This window comes from Flavobacterium tyrosinilyticum, from assembly GCF_023656565.1.
Taxonomy (GTDB): domain Bacteria; phylum Bacteroidota; class Bacteroidia; order Flavobacteriales; family Flavobacteriaceae; genus Flavobacterium; species Flavobacterium tyrosinilyticum.
This window is the reverse complement of record NZ_JAMOKG010000003.1, coordinates 799,789-821,406: the sequence shown is the minus strand read 5'-3', so window position 1 is coordinate 821,406 and position 21,618 is coordinate 799,789. Positions and strand designations below refer to the sequence as shown.

The following is a 21,618-nucleotide window of genomic DNA, read 5'->3' as shown; positions in this document are numbered from 1 at the left end:
TTAGAATGTTACGATTAATCCGCCTGAGATTGTTTTAGAAGCTGGATAAATTCCGGTATCTGTTCCAGGAGAAATTGTCGTTCCGTTTGTTACTTCAGGATCGTAACCTGTGTATTTGGTCCACGTTAATAAGTTCTCTCCAATTACTCTAAATTTTACGGAGGTCAAACTTAATTTCTCTGATATTTTTTTCGGAAGATTATAGCTTAAAGCAATATTTTTTAATCTCACAAAAGAACCATCTTCAACAAATCGATTAGAGAAAACCGGCGCAGGATCCAATTTTGCTCTTGGCGTTGTATTACTCGGATTTGTTGGTGTCCAAGCATCCAATGCTGAGGTTGACGCATTTTGCTGCCCGTTGTATAATTCCAGAGCCTGTAAGTTTCCGTTAAGGATTTTATTTCCAACCGAACCATTCACTAAAATGGCCAATTCAAAACCTCGGTAAGTGAAATTATTAGAGAATCCGAAAACAAAATCGGGCTGTGCATCGCCAATACTTGTTCTGTCTGCAGCGGTTGTAAATGCTCCGTCTCCGTTAATATCTTTATAGAGACGATCTCCCGCTTTTGGCGTTGCATTTCCGGTATAAACTCCTTTTGTCGCCACTTCATCTGTCTGTAAAATTCCGTCAGTAACCGCGCCGTAGAAAGTTCCTAAAGACTGGCCCACTTTTAAAATATAATTTCCAAAAGTATAGAATTCAGCACCATTTCCTAAAGCAATAATTTTGTTTTGGTTAAAGGCAATATTAAAGTTCGATGTCCAAGAAAAAGCAGTATTTCCAAGAGAGGCATTCAAACCAAATTCAATTCCCTGATTACGAACAGATCCAAAATTTTGAAGCGAAGAAGTAAACCCTGTTGTGTACGGAAGCTGAACGTCTAACAATAAATCTTTGGTTGTTTTGCGATACACATCAACCGTCAGATTCAATTTATCATTAAAGAAGCCAACATCAATTCCAGCATCAAACTGATTCGTTAATTCCCATCCTAAATTGTTGTTTGCAATTCGCGTAGGCGTAAAACCAGTATAAATCTGATCTCCAAAAAGATATTTTACACTCGTCAAAGTTGATAAAGATTGGTATTCTCCAATTTCCTGATTTCCTGTAGCACCCCAGCTTGTTCTGATTTTTAAACTATTGATAACGTCTTTTACAGGATTAAAAAACGATTCGTTACTAATCTGCCAAGCTGCGGCAACAGAAGGGAAATAACCCCATTTATTGTCTTTTCCAAAACGCGAAGAACCATCGGCTCTGATACTTCCTGTTAAGAAATATTTGGAATCATAATTATAATTTACCCTCGACAAAAACGAATTCAGCGCCCAAGTGCTTTCGCCAGAAGTTGGCATTAAAGCCACATTTCCGCTTTGTAAACTGTAATAACCTGTAATATCGTTTACATATTGCTGCGATCCAGAAGTATTAAATTCTCTGGTTGAACTTTGCTGTGTATAACCTGCCAACGCATTCAGATGGTGTTTTTCTCCAATTACTGTTGTATACGTTAAGGTGTTCTCGTTTAACCAGCTTCTAGAATCGGCAGTTCCAATTTTTCCTTCTCCGTTTGTAATCGAACCTTCATAAATGCTAGAAGGCAAATAACTTTTTTCTTTATTGAAAATCATATCGGTTCCAAAAGAAACTTTCAAAACCAGATTTTTCAAAATATCATATTCACCATAAATAGTTCCTAAAATACGATCGGTAATAGATTGATTTTTACGTTCGTTTAATGTCGCAATCGGATTGGCAAAAATATTCTCAAACGGATTTCTTAAAGTATAACTTCCGTCTGGTTCGTAAATCGTTGCCGTTGGAGGCATACTCAATAACGCTGTAACCAAACCGCTCGGAGCCACTTTAGATTTGGTTTCGGCAATTGTTAAGTTCAAACCAAATCTCGCTTTACTGCTTATTTTTGAATTTAAATTAACGCGTCCGCTGAATCGTTCAAAACCTGTATTTTTTATAATTCCTTCCTGATTGTAATAGTTTCCAGAAACGGCATATTTGGTCTGATTGTTTCCGCCAGAAACACTTAATTGATGATTTTGTGTTAATCCTTTTTGGAAAGCCGCATCTTGCCAGTCGGTTCCTTTTCCCAATTGTGCAATTTGTGCATCAGTCAGATATTGATTTGTTCCGCCCGCTGGATTAGAATCATACAAAGCGGCATTTCTTAATCTCGAAAAACCTTGCGCGTCTAGCACATCAACTTTTTTACGAACTGACTGTTGGCCGATTGTAAAATCATAATTTACAGTGGTAGCAGTATTTGAACCTTTTTTGGTGGTGATAATTACAACTCCGTTTGCACCTCTAGAACCATAAATGGCTGTTGAAGAAGCGTCTTTTAAAACCGTAATCGATTCGATGTCTGACGGATTTATGGTTGAAAGTGGATTGGTTGGCGTACCGCTCAAAACACCAGAAGTGACTTCTGAATTGTATAACGGAAAGCCGTCGATTACGTATAAAGGCTCATTTCCGCCCTGAATCGAACTTCCTCCGCGAATACGAATGCTCATTCCTGCGCCCGGCTGACCCGAAGTTTGTGTTACGTTAACACCAGCCACAGAACCTTGAAGCGAACTTTCAAGCGTTTTTTGAGTTGCTTTTAATGACATTTGTGCCACGGTTTCGGCAGCTCCGGTATAATCTTTTTTAGAAGTGCTTCCGTATCCAATAATTACAATTTCATTCAATTCTTTTACATCTTCTTTTAGCGAAATCTGAATGAAATCTTTGGTTGCGATATGCTTTGCGGTAACGTAACCTAAATAGCTTACGATTAAAGTATAAGGGAATTTTTGTCCCGTTTGAAAATAGAATTTTCCGTCTAAATCGGTTACAGAACTATGAGTTGTTCCTTTAATTTGAATAGTTACGCCAGGAATGGGCTGATTGGTAACTTGATCTACAACTGTACCATTTAAGGTCGAATTAATTAAGGGCTGTGTATTTTGTGCTTTAATTCCGATCGAAATTAAGAATGCAAAAAGCCACAAAAAGGCATGTAATTGCTTGTTCATTACTTTTTTGGATTTAAATAATAAAGCGGTACGGAAAATTGGTTTTCCAATTTCCGAAGGCTTTCTTTAGTGATAAATGTTCTTTGAGTCTTGCCATTTCTGTTGCCGCAGAAATGGTTTTTACTATGAAAGGATAGGGCAGTGCATTATTTTCATTTTGTAATCTTGTTTAGTTATTATTTTTTTTAGTTAATATGGTTTTGACATAGTTGATCGTTCAATACTTTAGGTATCAATCATTTGTTGTCAAGATGTAATTTAGTTTGTGATTTTATTTTCGGTAAGAAACGAAAATTGAGATTGGATTTTTAACAGCACATGCACATATAACCAAAAGTGTTATGTGGGAATTTTTCAGGAAGAATGTAATGCGATGTGTAAGCTGTTGTTTTCAAAATGTAGTTCTTTATTGTTTAAACTCTACTAATCCTATAGACAAAGTTAATTTTATTATAATGAAAACCAAAAGTTTATTTAATTTTTTTGAGGAAAAGTATATTTAAAGAATGTAAAATATATTTTAAATGTTTTTAAGTGGTTGTAAATTAGTTGTTTATTGTTTTTGTTTTAAAAAATAAAAATAGATTTAAACTATTTTGTTTATACAGTTTTTACTTGCTTTTTTAAGCTTGATGTTTGAATTATAAAACTAAACCCGACAGGTTTTAAAAACCTGTCGGGTTTGATATAGAATAGTAATGCTATCTTTAAGGTTTGAAAAGCAAAAAGGCGATAATCAATGTAATAAGGATATTAAAAAATTGTGCAGAGAGAAAAGCTATTAAAGGTTTTCGGCTATTATTTTGAAGCAAATCTTTAAAATTGGTTTCCAATCCAATACTTGTAAAAGCCAATGCAAACCAAAGTCCTTGGAGATTTTTTAAACTTTCTTTTAGTTCATCGCGAGTTTCTGGTGCAACAAAAAATGAAAAAACAACAGAAGCTGCAATAAAACAAATGACAAACTTTGGAAAACGCTCCCAGATTACGCTGAGAGTTGGTTTCGATTTTTGAATTTCAGAAGACTGATTATGAGTGTAAGTCCAATAAATAGAAATAGCAAAAGCGGCTATACCCAATAATACATTTTGAGAGAATTTGACAATTGTACTTATTTTTAAAGCTGTTTCGCCAACCAAAGTCCCAGATGCAACGACAGCTCCAGAAGTATCAATACTTCCGCCAAGCCAAGCGCCCGTAACTTCTTCGGGAAAATTAAAATGACTGGCAATGATCGGCATAAAAATCATCATTGGAATGGCGGTAACCAAAACCATCGAAATGACATAAGACAGTTTTTTAGAATCTCCTTTTATGGCGCCAGAAGTTGCAATCGCTGCTGAAACGCCACAGATAGAAACGGCGCTTGAGATCATCATGGTTAACTCGTCGTCGACTTTTAGTTTTTTGCATAACCAAAAGGCAAAATACCAAACGGATAAAACTACGATCAAAGCTTGAATTAAACCTAATGAACCCGCTTTTAAAATATCTGAAAAAATAACACTCGTTCCCAATAAAACCAATCCGATTTTGACAAAAAGTTCGGTTGATAAAGCAGAACGAAACCATTCTGGAAGTTGGAAGAAATTTCCAATAATCAATCCGATGACTAAACTGAAAATAACTGCTTCTAGATTTAGCGCTTTTACTTCAGAATTTCCTGCAATGATTAAGGCGATTATGGTCAAGAGATAAATGATTGGAAATCCGAAGATGAAATTTTTAATTGATTTTCCAACTAAAAAAGTGCCGATTGTTCCGATAGAAATAAAATATAGGAATTGAAGACCAATTGTTTGAATGTTTTTAATTTCGAAAACATTGTTTATTAAGTCTGTTTCATTTGTCCATTTAAAAACAGGAACTTCTGGCAGAAAAATAAAGAGAGAAATTCCGATAATTAGAAAACCGAGAATAACGACGGTCCAGTCTTCGTGGATAGTAAATTTTGTTGAGGTTGACATTGTATGTTTGCTTTCCTGCAAGGTTTCCAAAACCTTGTAGGTATTAAGTAATTATTCGAGTAGTTAAAACAAACCTACAAGGTTTTGGAAACCTTGCAGGAGTGGAGTATTTGTATTTAAATATTACAAATCGACAAAGTATTTTTGTGTGCCAAAGTCAAATTCGTAATAGGTTAAATTAGGCCAAAGCGGTTTAATTAATCCTTTTTCCCAGTTTTGTAAAGCAGCTTGCAATTCCTTTACTTTTTCAGGATTTTTTTGTGAGAGGTCTGTTTTTTCAAATTTATCAGAAGCAAGGTTGTAGAGCCATTTTTCATGTGTTCTTCCGCTGATGACTAATTTCCAATCGTCGCTTCTAATGGCTTTGGCATCGCCCGAACGCCAGTATAAATCTTTGTGAGCAACTTTATTCTCATTTACTGTTTTTACTAAATCGACACCATCATAAACCCGATCTTTTGGAAGATCTGAACCAATCGCTGATGCAATGGTTGTGAAAATATCTAGAGTGCTTATAGGATTTTTGTAAACAGTATGAGGTTTGACTTTTCCTTTCCACGAAAGTGCAAAAGGAACATTGATTCCGCCTTCAAAATGAGAAAATTTACCGCCTTTTAAAGGTGCATTTGTTGTGGCAAAAGTATAATCGGCACCGCCATTGTCACTGGCAAAAACAATTAAAGTATTTTCTTCAAGACCTTCTTTTTTGATTTTTTCTCGGATTCTTCCAATTGCATCATCCAAAGCGCTGATCATGGCAAAATAAACGCGTTTGTTTTCATCTTTTACATTCGGAAAACGATCGTAATATTTTTTGCGAACCTGAAATGGCGTATGTGGCGCATTAAACGGAATGTATAATAAAAAAGGTTTGTTTTTATTTTTGTCAATAAAAGCTTCTGCTTCTTCCGCAAATTTTTCAGTTAAATAGGCTTTTTCATCAATGATAGTGCTGTCTCGGCGAATCTGTCCAATTCCGACACGACCTTTGCCCCAAATCATTTTATCGGTAAAATCTTTATGATGATGATTGATGATGTCTGGATTATTATCTTCTGGAGCAAATAAGGAGAACGCCTGATAAAATCCGTAATGGTAATCGAAGCCACGGTCTAAAGGAAAGAAACCTTTATTGTGGCCCAAATGCCATTTTCCAATAATTCCAGTAGCGTAACCTTGTCTTTTGGCTAAATCGGCAAAAGTGATTTCAGATTTCGGAAGACCTTGTGTTGCAATTGAAGCATCGTTTGGATATTCGATTTTATCATTTAATCTCCAATTATTAGTATTCACCAAATATTTGAAGGCATAATATTCGAGATTGTTTTTAGGATAGCGATCTCCTGGCTGATATTCATGTCCAAAACGTTCCTGATATCTTCCTGTAATCAAACCCGCACGAGAGGGCGAACAAATTGCTGCCGATGCATATCCATCGGTAAAAGTAACTCCAGAAGCCGCCAAAGAATCAATCTGTGGAGTAGGAGTCGATTTTCCGCCATAGAGCGAAATATCATATTTGCCTAAATCATCGGCAAGGAGAATAATAATATTCGTCTTTTTTACTGTTGAATCAGATGGAGCTTTTGAAGCCAAAAAGGCTTTTTTCCCTTCGGCAAGTTTTTGATCTTCTTTGACTAATGTTCCGTCTGTATTAATTGGCCAGAATAAAAATGCTACCAGAATGAGAAGCACTAGTAAAATAAGGGTAACAATTTTGGTTATTTTTTTATAGGTTGCCATATATGGTTTTTGGTTTGTTTTTTAATGGAATGCAAGAACTTTGTCAAAGTTTTACACGCATTTTTGTCATTCCGAGGAACGAGCACACGAGCGATAGCGAACTGGCGAAGCAAATCTCCGCAAGAAACTCTATAAAGATTATCGATTTTGATTGCGGGCTTCGACTTCGCTCAGCCTGACAAACTGTACGTTTATAGAACTTTGTCAAAGTTTCAAACTTTGACAAAGTTTTACGCACATTTTTTGTATGGTTTAAAAGCTTTACTTCGAAGCCAACGCAACATCAACTTCACTTTTCAAATCATTTATACCTTCTTTCTTAAAAACAATTTTACCATTTTCATACAAGATTAAAGTAGGGAAAACTTTTACTGTTTTTAAATCGGCAATAACTTGCGGACTGTCTTCCAATTCGATTTCTACGATTTTTAAATTGGTTCCGTATTCAGATCTGATGGTTTCTAAAACTGGCTTTACTTTTTTACAAGGCGCGCAGTATTTTGAACCAATATCAACCAAAACCGTTTTATTATCAGCAATGATTTTATTGAATTCTGTCAAAGACAATTTGCTTTTTAGATTGGAATAAAAAGGTTTTCCGTTTCCGATCCAGTTGGCAATTCCGCCTTCTAAGCTATAGGCTTCTGAGAAACCATTTTTTAATAATTCTTTTTCTAATGCCACACTTCGGCCAGCTCCGATAGAATAAATAAAAACAGGTTTTGATTTATCTAGTTTAGCAACAGATTGCGCGTAGTTTTCAGATTGAAGATTAAAGTTTACAGCGCCTTCAATATGATTCAAAGCAAATTCTTCAGAAGTTCTGGCATCAACAATCTGCGGATTTTTTTGACTTTTTATTTTCGAATAAAATGAATCTAACGACAATGAGCTATGAATTTCATTTTGCGAAAAAGCAGCAACTGCCCATAAAAAGGCAATTGCTGTTATACTGTTTTTTAAGATTTGATTTTTCATATCAGTAACTATTATACTTGTTCTAATACTGGAGCAGGAGTTTCTTCGGGAGTAACTGTTTTAGGTTTTAATGGAAATGATAATACTCCCTCGGCAAGAGAACTTCCTTCTTTTTTGGATTTAAAAATCGGCCAAAGGAACTGAGCGTACCATTCTTCTTGTTTATATGATTTTGTTCCGAATGATTTAGGGTATTGACGTGTAATTAACCCTGTTCCGAAAATAACATCCCAGATAAAAAACATGTTTCCGAAATTGCCTTTAAAATGACCAACGCCATCTCCGCTTGTATCAGCATGGTGCGCGTGATGCGTTGCAGGAGTAGAAATCAGTCTTTCTAAAACCCATGCAATTGGATGCAAGACTTTGTATTTGTAAAAAGGTTTGTCCCATGGAATGCTTGAGTGCGCTCCCAAAGTGATGAAACTTTTAATTACCAAAACGAACAAAGCGGGAAGTCCTAAACCTAAATAGGTTAGAGTCGCTGTCAAATAAATTTGAGAAAAGAAAAGCGTGTAAATAAAGTTTTGTCTAGAAGCCATCGCCATTCCCATATAAGGAGCCGAATGATGTGTTCTATGAAAACGCCATAAAAACGGAACTTGATGATGCAATCTATGATACCAATATTGCGTTAAATCGTCAGCAATGGCAATTAAGAAAAAGCCTCCCCAAAACGGAACCCATGATAATGAATTAGCCAAATTTGGCAATAAATAGGGCAACGCTGTTAAACTGAAAAAAGCAATTACAGGAGGTAAAAGCAATTTTGGTGCTAAGAAACAAACGATATCTATTTTGCGTTCTTCGCCTGTCCATTCGTCATCGTATAAACCTGCTGCAAATTCGATAACTCCCAAAACAAGCATAAACACTGTTAATCCCCAAGTTCTGATGTTTGCAAAAACGGGTTGTGCAAATTCTAAAAACGAAGGCAGTGTAATATGCGATTCACTTATAGATCCGCCTGTTAATTTAAAATAAAGGTAAATTGCCACTACAGGCAATGAATAAATGAAGAAACTTATCGTTAAGTCTCTCGTTAATTTTTCTTTTTGAACTATAGCCATGATTTCTTATTTTAAAAATTGATTTACTACTGCTAATCCGCCAGCCAGAATCGCCAGTGGAACTAAAAATAAGATTATCCCAACGACAATCTTTTTTCCTATAATTTCATAATCTACTCGTTTCATAATTCTTCGTTTTATGTCCTGCAAGGTTTCCAAAACCTTGTAGGTGTTTTTTTAAAGTTGATATAATTTAAACCTACAAAGTTTTGGAAACCTTGCAGGTTCGGTAATTAGTTATTGGTTCCTCCAGGTTTAGTTGCCTGTTTGATTAAGTCTGAAACTGTTTTTCCTTTATCGGCACCTGTATTGTGTATTCTTCTGTTGTAAACATCCTGCCAGTCAATCAACGGATAGACATTGTTTTCTTTGGCCTGTTCGTCAAATAATTTTTGAAGTTCAGCCAGTTTTTCAGGATATTTTTTCGCCAGATTATTACGTTCGTTAAAATCTTCGTTTAGATTATACAATTCCCAAACATCTGTATCGAAGTTACTTGGAGCAGGTTTTTCGTTGCTTCCTAAAGATTTTTTAACAGCAAAAGAATCTGGTAAATGTGCTGCAGAAGCTTTCCATCCATCTTTGTAAATCGCTCTATTTCCAAAGATGTAGTAATACTGAACTTTGTGCAATGATTCGGCTTTTGGATTATCTAAAGAAGCTTGGAAAGAAGATCCTTGAATAATATCTTGTTTGATTCCTTTGATATATTCTGGAGCTTTAATTCCTGCAACAGCCAATGTAGTTGGAAGCAAATCGGTTACGTGGCTGTATTGATTTCTAATGCCGCCTTTATCTTTAATTCCGTTTGGATAAAAAACAATCAATGGGTTACGAGTTCCACCTTCTGAATGTGCATCTTGTTTCCAGTTTTTGAAAGGAGCATTGGTTGCTTGTGCCCAGCCTAAAGGATAATTGGTATTTAAACCTTTTGCTGTTCCGATTTCCCCAATATTATTCAAATTGCTTTGGAAATTCTCCTCATCTGTTTTTCCTTGAGCAAACAAACTCTGATTGATTGTTCCTTGAAGCGTTCCTTCTTTACTGGCTCCATTATCACCAATTGCTACAAAGATTAAAGTATTATCCAGCTGTCCGCTTTCTTTTAGATAATTTACGACTCTTCCAATTTCATAATCGGTATACGTTAAGAATCCTGCATAAACTTCCATGAATCTTGCATATACTTTCTTTTGGTCTGGAGTTAATTTTTTCCATTCCGTAATTAAAGCGTTACGATCTGGCAGTCCTGCATTTTGAGGAAATATTCCTAATTTCTTTTGGTTTGCCAATACTTTTTCGCGGTAAACATCCCAACCTTCGTCAAACTTTCCTTTATAAGGCTCAACCCATTTTTCGGCAACCTGATGCGGTGCATGAACCGCTCCTGGTGCGTAGTACAAGAAGAATGGTTTTCCCGGTGCCGCTTTTTGCTGTTTCTGAATATAACTGATGGCTTTGTCTGTAATCAATTCATTCAAATGACGTCCGTCAGGTTTAATGTGAACTTGATCTTCTACCAAATCAGGATTGTACTGATCGGTTTGAGAGCCTAAGAATCCGTAGAAATGATCGAAACCTTTTCCAGTTGGCCATCTGTCAAACGGACCTGCATCTGTAGCATCCTCGTCTGGTGTAACACCATATTTTCCAACAGCAAAAGTATTGTACCCATTATCGCGAAGAATCTCTGCAATTGTTCCTTTATCAGAAGGAATTCTTCCGTCCCAACCCGGGAAACCTGCAGAAAGAATGGTATGAGAAAATCCGCTTACGTGAACTCTTCCAGAATTTCTTCCCGTCAATAATGCCGCACGAGTTGGCGCACAAATTGCTGTTGTATGGAAGTTGGTATAGCGCAAGCCATTATTTGCCAGATTATCAAAAGTAGGAGTGTTGATTAAACCTCCAAAAGTACTTGAAGCTCCAAATCCAACATCATCCAAAAGAATCCAAACCACATTCGGAGCGCCTTTTGGAGCCGTTACAGGATCTGGCCAGTATTCTTTAGAATCAGCCAATGTTTTTCCGATTACTCCTTTAAATTCTGATTGTTCCTGTGCTATTCCCAATTGTGCAATCAGGAAAGCAGTAATCAAAAGTCCTTTCTTTGGGCTTTTGATTGCAATGCTATTTTTTAAATTTTTCATTTTTATAGTTTTTTAGTTATATGGTTTTAAATAATGGTTCTTGTTTTTTAAACACATAGAATCATAGATTTGCTTTGTGTTGAAAAGGCGTTTCACTTGTTTAAATGCACATAGTAATCTATGTGTGAGAAACATGTTTCTCTTTTAATTCTTTTATTAAATAAAATCTATGTCTCTATGTGTTTAAATTTTTTAATACCCAGGATTTTGCGGTAAACCATCAGGGTTGATATTTCTTTCGCTTTGTGGAATCGGATAAAGATTGTTTCGTTCTGAAACTGAGTTTTTGGCTGTTACTTTTTTCACTTCGGTAACCAATGTTCCCCATCGTACTAAGTCAAACCATCTTTGCCCTTCTTGAACAAATTCTTTTTTGCGTTCTTCTTGAATCGCTGCTCTAAAAGAGGTCTGATTTAATCCGACTAAATCCACAGCTGCATCTGGAGTTGTAATGGCTTTTCCAAAAGCTCTCCTTCTTACTTGATTGATTAATTCGTATGCTTCTGCCGTTGGTCCGCCTTGTTCATTTATTGCTTCCGCTAAAGACAAAAGGATATCTGCATAACGAATAACCGGAAAGTTGATCGCTACGTTTCCAGGAGTAGCCAAATTGGACAAATCCAAGTATTTTTTGAAGATTGGTTTCGGAAAAGTATAAAGTGTTCCCGTTGCAGGATTCAACAACTGTTTGGCGTAACTTACATCTCTTCTTTTATCGCCAGGGGCATAAATATCATAAAACAAAGCAACGTCTGAGATAATATCTGCTGGTTCTGTAGCTGTAAATCCGGTAAAAGAAGTTGCTTGGAAAGTGCTTCCGCTAGAACCGTTTCCTGCCTGATTTGGTTCAAACTGAACTGAGAAAATATGTTCTTTTCCGTTCTTTTTTGTTTTAGTGAAAATATCTTGAAACTCTTCAAACAAAGCATATCCGTAACCTCCATCAATTACCTCTCGAGATTTTGCAATAGCATTTGGCCAGTCTTTTCTAGTCAGATATACTTTTGCTAAAATCGCTTTTGCAGCTCCCGAAGTAGCACGTCCTGCATCTGCCGCAGTATAGGTTTTAGGCAAGGCTTCGGCATCTGTTAAATCTTTAATGATTTGATTGTACACTTCATCAGCCGTAGAACGATTGGTTTTTAGATCACCTAAATTAATAGACTTCGATTCGTGTAAAACAATCGGAACACCGCCCCAAAGACGAACAGCCTGAAAATACAAAAGACCTCTAATAAACTTCGCTTCATTAATTAATCTTGTTTTGATTACGTCTGAACCAGATACTTTCGGGATATTATCAATAGACACATTGGCTCTGTTGATTCCATTATAAATCTGTCTCCATGCTACCTGAACACGGTCATTAGTAGCATCGTGTGTCAAACTGCTCATGGCTCTAACTTGTGGGTTTGTAGCAGAAACTCCCGCCGCTGCGTAATCTGAACCCATATCGGTCAAGAAATAAAGGTTTCTCCCAAATAAACTCTGCTCACCTGGGTCAAGGCTTAAAGAAGCGTAAACAGCAGTTACACTTGCAGTAGCATCATCTTGCGTGACAAAATAATTGTCTTCGGTTACAAACGAGGTAGGTGTTACCTCAAGATCAGCGCACGATACCAATAGACCGGCACTTAAAAGGAATGTTATGATTATCTTTTTCATTATATATTTTTTTACTTAGAAAGTTACGTTCAAGCCCGAGATGAATGTTTTAGAGTTTGGGTAAGAACCAAAATCAATTCCCGGATATAAGTTATTTTGTTCGTATGAACTTACTTCTGGATCATATCCAGTGTATTTGGTCCATGTGATGAGGTTTTCTGCCGAGATGTAAAATTTCACACTCTTGGTTCCCAGTTTTTTAGAAACGCTTTTTGGCAAAGTGTATCCTAATGTGATTAATTTTAATCGTAAGAAAGAAGCATCTTCTACGTAGCGCTCAGAAACAATTCCAAGAGGAGAACTAGATGCTCTCGGGATTTCGTTGCTAGGATTTGTTGGTGTCCAGCGGTCATTCAATGTAGACGCGGCATTGGTTCCAAGAGTCGAAATTTCTAACTGCTGATTTAAAGCATTGAAGATCTTTCCTCCGTAAGCTCCTTGAAATGAAAAGTTCAAATCAAAATCATTGTATGAAATGGTGTTACTGAAACTTCCAACAAATTTTGGCTGAGAAGTGCCTAGATTTCCTTTGTCAAGAGCTGTAATAACACCGTCTCCGTTGGTATCCACATATTTTCTGTCTCCCACTTTGGTGTTCGCCAAACTGTTGATTTTTGGCTGTGTATTAACCTCTTCTTGAGTTTGGAAAATTCCGTTGGTTTTATATCCCCAGAAACTTCCCAAAGGCAAACCTACTTTTACAATAACAGGCTGTTGCTGTAGCAAAGAACCATTTGGAACCACTGGGAAAAATTCGTTTACACCATTTCCAATCTCGGTAACTTTATTTCTATTTAAAGAAAAGACGATGTTGGAGTTCCATGCGAAGTTTTCGGTTTTTATGTTTTCAGTTGTCAAACCGACTTCAAAACCTTTATTTTCAACTCCGCCAATATTTTGAAGTACTGTTGCATAACCAGAACTCAATGGCACTGGAACGTTAATTAAAAGGTCTTTTGTTTTCTTATAATAAACATCAAAAACAAAATTGATTTTTCGGTCTAATAAGGATAAATCCAAACCAACATTATACTGATTTGTTTTTTCCCATTTCAAATCTGGATTTGCCAATCGGGTAGGAGCTAGACCAGTATATAATGTTCCTCCAAAAGAATAGTTTACCGATCCCATTGAAGCCAATGGTAGATAGTTTCCAATTTCTTGATTTCCCGTTGTTCCTGCTGTAATTCTCAGTTTAGCTTCTGTTACGCCTTTAATGTTGTTGGCAAATTCTTCATCGGTAATATTCCAAGAAAATCCAGCAGAAGGAAAATATCCCCAAAGTGATTCTGAACCAAAACGAGAAGATCCATCTGCACGTCCAGATAATGTGAAATTGTATTTTCCTTTATAAGAATAATTCACTCTCGCAAGCCAAGATTTTAGTACGCTTTCGTAAGCATCACTATAAGGTTTTACAGGTACGCCATCTTGAATAGCATTATAAGTATTGGCATCATTAACAAAAGTTTGGGCTCCAGCATTTACAACTTCGCCTTTAGTATATTGAAGGGTATAACCTCCCAAAGCAGAAAACTTATGATTTTCGCCAAAATGAGTGTTGTAATTCAGTGTGTTTTCATTTAAAACAGAACCTACTGATCTTTCTCCGATAGAAGCTAATCCTTTTGTTCCAGCTCCTGTAGTAGTGTTTGAAGGAGCATAATAATTTTGTTTTGTATTTAAAACATCACCGCTAACCGCAACTTTTGCTGTCAATTCTTTATTGAATTTATATTCGCCAAATAAACTGGTTAGAATTCGGTTTAGTTTAGTTTCATTGGTTGTATTGTCCAAATCGTTAATCGGGTTCGGAATATAGCCATTTACAGAAGTTGCATAAGGATTATTGGTTACATTATAACTCCCATCTGCGTTTTTAATTGGAACTACGGGGGCATTCAAAACCACACTCACAAGCGGGTTCGGATTTCGTCCAGCCGCTGCACCGCCATTTGTACCAACGCCATTTGCAATTGAATTGGTATAATTTGCATTTACGCCAAATTTGAATTTCTGAGAATAATTTCTTTCGTAGTTAACTCGAAGTGAAATACGTTTAAAATCAGAACCTAATACAATACCATCTTGATCAAAGTAGCCTGCAGAAACCGCATATCTAGATTTTTCGTCACCGCCTGAAAAAGATAGATTATGGCTTTGAACGGGTGCCGCAGTGATAAATGCTGCAGACTGCCAATCGTAATTTCCAGAAGTTTTTAAAGCTTCGATTTGTGCTACAGAGAAAGAAGGAGCTTGGCCAATACTTGCTTGAACGTCGTTTCTTAAACTTGCCCATTCGCTGGCATTCATTAGTTTTAGTTTTTTTGAAATATTCTGGAATCCGAAATAGCCTTGGTACGAAATATTATCTTGTCCCTTTGTTCCTTTTTTAGTGGTAATAATTACAACTCCATTGGCACCACGCGAACCGTAAATTGCTGTTGCCGATGCATCTTTCAGCACTTCTATCGATTCAATATCAGCAGGGTTAATAGTTGACAGAACATTTACACTTGCTCCGGCATAAGTTACTCCAGCGCCACTATTGCTGTTATCATTGTAGATTAAAATTCCATCAACAACATACAAAGGTTCGTTACCAGCAGTAATAGAGTTTCCTCCGCGAATGCGGACACTTGAAGAAGCGCCTGGACGACCAGAACTTTGTGTAACTACAACTCCAGCTACAGCACCTCTTAAAAGATTATCTGCCGATGAAGTGACCTGAGATAAATTGGCTTTTGGTACAGAAGCCACAGAACCTGTAATATCTTTTCTTTTTTGAGTTCCGTAACCTACCACAACCAATTCGTCTAGTTCTTGGCGTTCTTCTTTAAGGTTAATGATTACTGGATTTTTCTCAACAATTACTTCTATTTTTTTATATCCGATGTAGGTTACAATCAAAGTGTAAGGAAATTTCTGTCCCGTCTGAAAATAAAATTTTCCTTCTGCATCTGTAACAACACCGTGAGTGGTTCCTTTAATGGTTACAGAAGCACCTATAATGGGCTGATTTGTAATAGCATCTACAACAGTTCCGTCCAATTTTGATTGTATAAGCGGGGTGGTATTCTGGGCTTGTATTCCTGCTGTTATGAAGAGTAGAAACAGCAGTATGTGTATGTTTAACTTTTTTTTCATTTCTTTGTGTTGGTTTTAAGTAATTAACAAGGCGCCCTGAGCACTGTTTATACAGCACTCTAAAAGTGTTCTTGATTTAGTGATAAATGTTCTTTAAGCCTTGCCATTTCTGTTGCCGCAGAAATGGCTTTTTTTATTTACAGCAACAAGTTTGCAATGTTTTCATTTTAGTTTTTTTTAGTTGTTAGTTATTTAATTTCTTGAATAATAGATGTGGTTTCAAGAATCTGATCCAACACAATTGAATGCCTCGGAGAGATTTTTGGTTAAAATTCAGTAAATATTTTTGGTGATATTTTTTTTGATTTGCTTTGATATGTATTCTAAAGGCAAACAAAATAAAAGTAGATTATTAACAACAGAAACACATATAACAAATAGTGCTATAAGTGTATTTTTTAGGAAGAATGTAACGCGATATGCCTTCTGTTGTTTTCACAATAATAATTTTTATAGTTTGAAATATTATCTTAAACTCTACTAATCCTATAGACAAAGTTAAATTTTATATAATAAAAACCAAAAGTTTGTTGATTTTTTTTTGAAAAATATACATTTACAGAGGCATTGTAAAAGAGATAATTTTAGTTATCGCCTTATTTTAAAGGTGTTGACAACATCTTTGAGTTTCAAACAAATGTTAAAAGAAATTTTAGAAACTAAGTAAAATTGTAGTATTTTACACTTAATTTTTAATCAAAAAATAGCTCCAAACAGATTTCTAAATGATAAAAAAAGACAAAAAAAGGCGCGAAAAGCTATTTCGCTATTTATTTTGTAAAATCTAAGGTTGAATTTGAATTTGATTTTGAATAAATTAGAGTAATTTTATACATAGCAAAAAGAAAATTTAAATTTTTTAATCAACCTAAGGATAAATACTTATATTTGTGTTAAGTATTTTTACTTAGTTTATAATCCGAAGAAATGATAGAAGTAAAAGAAGCTTTAGAAATTGTTGCAGCAAATAGTTCTGTTTTGTCCACTCAGAAAATTTCAGTGCATAAAGCCTTGGGATATATTTTAGCAGAAACAATTTATTCGCCAATTTCAATGCCTCCTTTTCGCCAGTCAGCAATGGATGGTTATGCTTTTATTCATTCACGAAGACATCAGTTTGATGTTGTAGGTATTTCACAAGCTGGAGATCATGCCAATATAAAACTAAAAGAAAATCAAGCTGTCCGTATATTTACAGGCGCTTATGTTCCTAATGATGCAGATACCGTAGTTATGCAGGAACATGTAATGGTCAACGGAGATTCTATCCTGATTGCAAAAATGCCAGAGCCGTTTGCCAATGTAAGAAGTAAAGGCGAACAGATTAATGCAGAAGATGTTGTTTTTGATGCCAATACCCTGATTACTCCCGCTGCAGTTGGTTTTTTAGCGTGTTTAGGAATTACAGAAATAACAGTTTATAAAAAGCCGAAAGTAGCTATTTTGGTAACGGGAAATGAATTAGTAAAACCCGGAAAAAAACTTTCAAAAGGTAAAATTTACGAAAGTAATTCTATAATGCTTCAAGCTGCATTGCAGACTATCGGAGTTAATAAAATTAAAGTTCATACGGTTAAAGACAATTTAAAAGCGACAAAAAAAGCCTTGCAGTCCATTCTTAAAAAGAATGATATTGTGCTTATATCTGGCGGAATTTCTGTTGGGGATTATGATTTTGTAAAAGAAGCATTGTTGAAAAATGGAGTAGAAGAGCTTTTTTACAAGATCAATCAAAAACCTGGAAAACCAATGTTTTTTGGTTCTAAAAAAGATACTTTGGTTTTTGCGCTACCTGGAAACCCTGCTTCGTCTCTGACTAATTTTTATATTTATGTATATCCAGCAGTCAAAAACAGAATGGGTTTTTCTAACACACATTTACCAAAGATTGTTCGAAAATTAAACAACGACATCGTAAATAACACAGAGAAAACACTTTTCTTAAAAGCATTGTACAATGAAACAAGTGTGGAAATTTTAGATGGACAAAGTTCTGCAATGCTAAATTCTTTTGCTGTAGCGAACGGATTAGTAATAGTACCAGAGGATGTTGAAAATATCAAAAAAGGGGAGTCGGTAACGATTCTGCCGATTGGTTAGATTTTTTTAGATAGAATAAAGAATAAAGAAATAGATTTTAGATAAAAAGCGAAAAGCGCTATATAAATAAAAACACACAGCAATAAACTTGAAACTTTAAACTTGAAACAAATAAAACAAAATACATGAGTCTCCTAACTTCCGAAAATATACTATTATTCAGTTTTGCCTTAATTATAATTGCATTTTTATATTCAAGCGTAGGGCACGGCGGAGCATCGGGATATTTGGCATTAATGAGCATTTTTGCTTTTCCGGTTTCTGTAATGAAACCATCGGCTTTGCTGTTGAATTTGTTTGTTTCGAGTATTTCGTTTTTGTTTTACTATAAAAACAATTATTTCAAACCAAAGCTCTTTTACCCGTTTGCGATAGCATCGATTCCAGCGGCGTTTATTGGCGGTTTTATAACCTTAGATAATACGATTTATAAAATTGTTTTAGGAATTGTATTGGTTTTTGCTGCTTTGAGATTGTTTGGAGTTTTTAATTTTAAAGAAAAAGAAGAAGTAAAAATAAATCTTCCATTTGCTTTGGCAATTGGTTTTGCCATCGGGTTATTATCTGGAATGCTAGGAATTGGCGGTGGAATTATATTAAGTCCGATTCTGTTATTTTTAGGATGGGCATCAGTAAAAGAATCGGCGGCAATCTCGAGTTTATTCATTTTTGTGAATTCATTTGCTGGAATGTTGGGGTTCTTTTTAGGAGGAAAAACAATTCCGATGGAAAGTTTTTATTTAGTTCCAATTGCAGTTGTCGGAGGAATGTTAGGAGGTTTTTACGGAAGCGGTTCTTTTTCGAATAGAACATTAAAAATGGTATTAGGAACAGTGATTTTAATGGCAAGTGTTAAATTGATTTTTCCATGAAAGGGCAAAATATGTTTATCGTTGCGTCCGCGAGGTTAAAACCTCGGGCTATATTTGAAAATTAAACGAAAAAGAATCTATATAAATATAGCCAGCGGTTTCAACCGCTGGAGACAAAGATTGGTAAAACTTGGAACCTGAAACAAAGAAAACCTGAAACAAAAAAAATAATCATGGAAACACTAACAGTATTTATTCTTTGCGGAGGAAAAAGCACCAGAATGCAGTCAGAAAAAGGATTGGTTTTGTTTCAAGATAAACCTTTTATTGAGCATATCATTCAGGCGATTTTGCCTATTACAGATCAAATTAAACTCATTACGGGATCAAAAGAATACGATTATTTGCCGTATCAAAAAATACAGGATTTAATAGTTGACAAAGGTCCGCTGGGAGGAATTTACACCGCTTTATCACATTCTGAAACCGAATTTAATTTGATTTTAAGCTGTGATATTCCCTTAATTTCAACCGAATTATTGCAGGAATTAATTTCAAAACATACCCAAGAAGCAGGAATTACAGTTTTTGCATCCGAAAGTAAAACCCATCCGTTAATCGGAATTTATTCAAAAAACATTGTTCCAGTTATAAAAGAAGCAATTGATTCTAATGAATTAAAAATGATGGATCTGCTAGCCAAACTGCCGCATCAGATTATCAACATAGAAGAAAGCGAGAACTTTCATTTAACCAATATTAATTCGGCCGACGAGTTAAACGACCTGAATATCAATTTAACTTAAAAGACTATGCGAAATTTAAAAACACCAAAATTGACGATTGTAGGCGCAGGTCCTGGCGACGTTGAATTGATTACTATAAAAGCAATTAAAGCTTTAAAAAGTGCCGATGTGGTTTTGTATGATGCTTTAGTAAACGAAGAATTACTGGAATATGCATCAAATGCAGAAATTGTTTTTGTTGGAAAACGTTTAGGCTGTCATGCTTACACACAAGATCAGATTAATGAATTGATTGTTTCTATGGCAAATCGTTATGGACATGTTGTACGTTTAAAAGGCGGAGATCCGTTTGTTTTTGGAAGAGGAAGTGAAGAAATTGAATTTGCAGAAGATTTCGGAATAGAAACGGCTATTGTCCCTGGAATTTCATCTGCTTTAGGAGTTCCAGCTTCAGTCGGAATCAGTTTGACACAGCGCAAAGTGGCTGAAAGTTTTTGGGTGATTACCGGAACAACTTCATCTCATGAATTATCGAAAGACGTTCATTTGGCTTCAAAATCGGCAGCAACGGTTGTGATTTTAATGGGAATGCATAAATTAGACGAAATCATTTCGATCTATCAAGAAAACAGAAATGACGATCTGCCCATTGCGATTATCCAGAATGGAACAAAAAACTCAGAGCAAAAAGTAATTGGAACTATCAATACAATTACTAAATTGGTGGCTGAAAAAAATATATCATCGCCTGCCATTATTGTGATTGGCGAAGTAGTGAGAAATACATCAAGTTGGATTTCGTATTTTCAAGAACACTTTGAAGACGAATTTATTTTTCAGAATTTAAATTTATAAAAATGATCGAGGTTAAATATTTTGGAGCTGTTGCTGAAAAAACAAAATGTGAATTCGAAAAATTATCTTTTTCGGAAGAACTATCATTGCAGCAATTATTACAGGATTTAAACAATAAATATGAGTTTGAATCGCTGACTTTCAGCGTTGCTGTAAATCAGAAAATAGTTTCTAAAACTTCAGATTATACTTTACATACTAGTGATATTGTAGCATTGTTGCCACCATTTGCCGGAGGATAAAACGAAACCTAATGAGTGAAACTTCACGATATAACAGACAAATTATTCTTCCTGAAATAGGAGAGGGTGGCCAGTACAAATTACTGAAATCTAAAGTTTTAGTTATTGGTGCGGGAGGTTTGGGAGCTGCAATTCTGCCTTATTTGGCAGGTGCAGGAGTCGGTGAAATCGGAATTGTTGACGATGATTTTATCGAAATTTCGAACCTTCATAGACAGGTAATTTATAAAAGTTCGGCAGTTGGAAAAGGAAAAGCTGCTGAAGCAAAAGCGATGATTTTAGAATTGAATCCGCTTATAAACGTGAATGTTTTTTCAGAAAAGTTATCGGCAAAAAATGCTATTTCGCTGTTTGAAAACTATGATATTATTGTTGATGCAACAGATAATATTGCAATTAAATATCTAATTAATGATGCTTGTCTCGTAACCCATAAACCAATGGTTTACGGATCTATTTTTAGATTTCAAGGACAAGTTTCGGTTTTCAATTATCAAAACGGACCAACATACAGATGTTTATATCCAGATGAAAATAATAGTGCTTTAAATTGCGAAGATGCTGGTGTAGTGGGAGTTTCGGTTGGAATTATCGGAATGTTGCAAGCCAATGAAGTCATAAAAATGATTCTTGGAGTTGGAGAAGTTTTAAGTGGAAAGATTCTGGTTTATAATGTTTTGAAAAATGAGCAACAGAAATATGATTTCGAAAAAAGTTCTGAAGTAGAAATGACGAAAGAAGATTTTGAACAGAAATATAATTCTTCTGAAAATCAGGTTGAAGAAATAAAATTTGAGCTTATTTTGGATGAAATAGAAAACGATCAGGTTCTTTTTTTAGATGTTCGAAATGAAGACGAACTACCAAAAATAAATTTGAAAAATACCCTTCAGATTCCGTTGGTAAATCTAGAAAATGAAATTGGAAAACTGAATTTAAATCAAACTATTTACGTTTTTTGTCAATCTGGAAGCAGAAGTAAAATTGCAGTTGAATTGCTTCAAAAACATCAATTTAAAAATATAAAAAGCATTGCTGGTGGTGCTTTAGCGATGAAACAATCATTGCATGAAAAAATCAATTCCAATTAATAAA

Annotated in this window: 14 protein-coding genes; 6 read left to right on the top strand and 8 right to left on the bottom strand. The window is 35.3% G+C overall.

What is annotated here, in order from left to right:
• From NCC77_RS17790 to NCC77_RS17755, 8 genes are all read right to left on the bottom strand, one after another.
• On the bottom strand, nucleotides 1–3,048 hold the full coding sequence (locus NCC77_RS17790) for a SusC/RagA family TonB-linked outer membrane protein (RefSeq protein ID WP_250836802.1): 3,048 nt from the start codon (nucleotides 3,046–3,048) through the stop codon (nucleotides 1–3).
• Nucleotides 3,049–3,755: 707 nt separating this feature from the next.
• On the bottom strand, nucleotides 3,756–5,015 hold the full coding sequence (locus NCC77_RS17785; protein WP_250836801.1) for a YeiH family protein: 1,260 nt from the start codon (nucleotides 5,013–5,015) through the stop codon (nucleotides 3,756–3,758).
• A gap of 123 nt (nucleotides 5,016–5,138) precedes the next feature.
• Nucleotides 5,139–6,758 carry a sulfatase-like hydrolase/transferase gene (locus tag NCC77_RS17780; protein WP_250836800.1) on the bottom strand — a complete coding sequence of 540 codons (1,620 nt, stop codon included), beginning with the start codon at nucleotides 6,756–6,758 and terminating at the stop codon, nucleotides 5,139–5,141.
• Nucleotides 6,759–7,019: 261 nt separating this feature from the next.
• Nucleotides 7,020–7,736 (bottom strand): thioredoxin domain-containing protein, encoded by a 717-nt coding sequence (locus NCC77_RS17775; protein ID WP_250836799.1) that lies wholly within the window; start codon nucleotides 7,734–7,736, stop codon nucleotides 7,020–7,022.
• 11 nt (nucleotides 7,737–7,747) lie between these two features.
• The gene (locus NCC77_RS17770) at nucleotides 7,748–8,806 is read right to left on the bottom strand and encodes a sterol desaturase family protein (RefSeq protein WP_250836798.1); all 1,059 of its coding nucleotides are present in this window, start codon (nucleotides 8,804–8,806) and stop codon (nucleotides 7,748–7,750) included.
• A gap of 233 nt (nucleotides 8,807–9,039) precedes the next feature.
• Nucleotides 9,040–10,956 (bottom strand): arylsulfatase, encoded by a 1,917-nt coding sequence (locus tag NCC77_RS17765; protein WP_250836797.1) that lies wholly within the window; start codon nucleotides 10,954–10,956, stop codon nucleotides 9,040–9,042.
• Between the two features lie 192 nt (nucleotides 10,957–11,148).
• On the bottom strand, nucleotides 11,149–12,621 hold the full coding sequence (locus tag NCC77_RS17760) for a RagB/SusD family nutrient uptake outer membrane protein (protein ID WP_250836796.1): 1,473 nt from the start codon (nucleotides 12,619–12,621) through the stop codon (nucleotides 11,149–11,151).
• Nucleotides 12,622–12,636: 15 nt separating this feature from the next.
• Nucleotides 12,637–15,768, bottom strand: a complete 3,132-nt coding sequence (locus NCC77_RS17755; protein ID WP_250836795.1) for a SusC/RagA family TonB-linked outer membrane protein — start codon at nucleotides 15,766–15,768, stop codon at nucleotides 12,637–12,639.
• A 927-nt stretch (nucleotides 15,769–16,695) separates the two neighbouring features.
• Between NCC77_RS17755 and NCC77_RS17750 the strand changes: the two genes are divergently transcribed.
• The 6 genes from NCC77_RS17750 (at nucleotide 16,696) to moeB (ending at nucleotide 21,614) form a co-directional block, all read left to right on the top strand.
• Nucleotides 16,696–17,868 (top strand): molybdopterin molybdotransferase MoeA, encoded by a 1,173-nt coding sequence (locus NCC77_RS17750; RefSeq protein WP_250836794.1) that lies wholly within the window; start codon nucleotides 16,696–16,698, stop codon nucleotides 17,866–17,868.
• A gap of 125 nt (nucleotides 17,869–17,993) precedes the next feature.
• Nucleotides 17,994–18,740: a sulfite exporter TauE/SafE family protein gene (locus tag NCC77_RS17745; RefSeq protein WP_250836793.1), complete on the top strand. Its 747-nt coding sequence runs from the start codon at nucleotides 17,994–17,996 to the stop codon at nucleotides 18,738–18,740.
• Nucleotides 18,741–18,913: 173 nt separating this feature from the next.
• The gene (locus NCC77_RS17740) at nucleotides 18,914–19,486 is read left to right on the top strand and encodes a molybdenum cofactor guanylyltransferase (RefSeq protein WP_250836792.1); all 573 of its coding nucleotides are present in this window, start codon (nucleotides 18,914–18,916) and stop codon (nucleotides 19,484–19,486) included.
• Between the two features lie 6 nt (nucleotides 19,487–19,492).
• A complete protein-coding gene (gene cobA / locus NCC77_RS17735; protein WP_250836791.1) occupies nucleotides 19,493–20,281 on the top strand; it encodes a uroporphyrinogen-III C-methyltransferase in 789 nt (262 codons plus the stop codon).
• 2 nt (nucleotides 20,282–20,283) lie between these two features.
• Complete coding sequence (locus NCC77_RS17730) at nucleotides 20,284–20,523, top strand: MoaD/ThiS family protein (protein WP_250836790.1); 240 nt, start codon at nucleotides 20,284–20,286, stop codon at nucleotides 20,521–20,523.
• 11 nt (nucleotides 20,524–20,534) lie between these two features.
• Nucleotides 20,535–21,614 (top strand): HesA/MoeB/ThiF family protein, encoded by a 1,080-nt coding sequence (gene moeB / locus NCC77_RS17725; protein ID WP_250836789.1) that lies wholly within the window; start codon nucleotides 20,535–20,537, stop codon nucleotides 21,612–21,614.
• Nucleotides 21,615–21,618 lie beyond the last annotated feature (4 nt).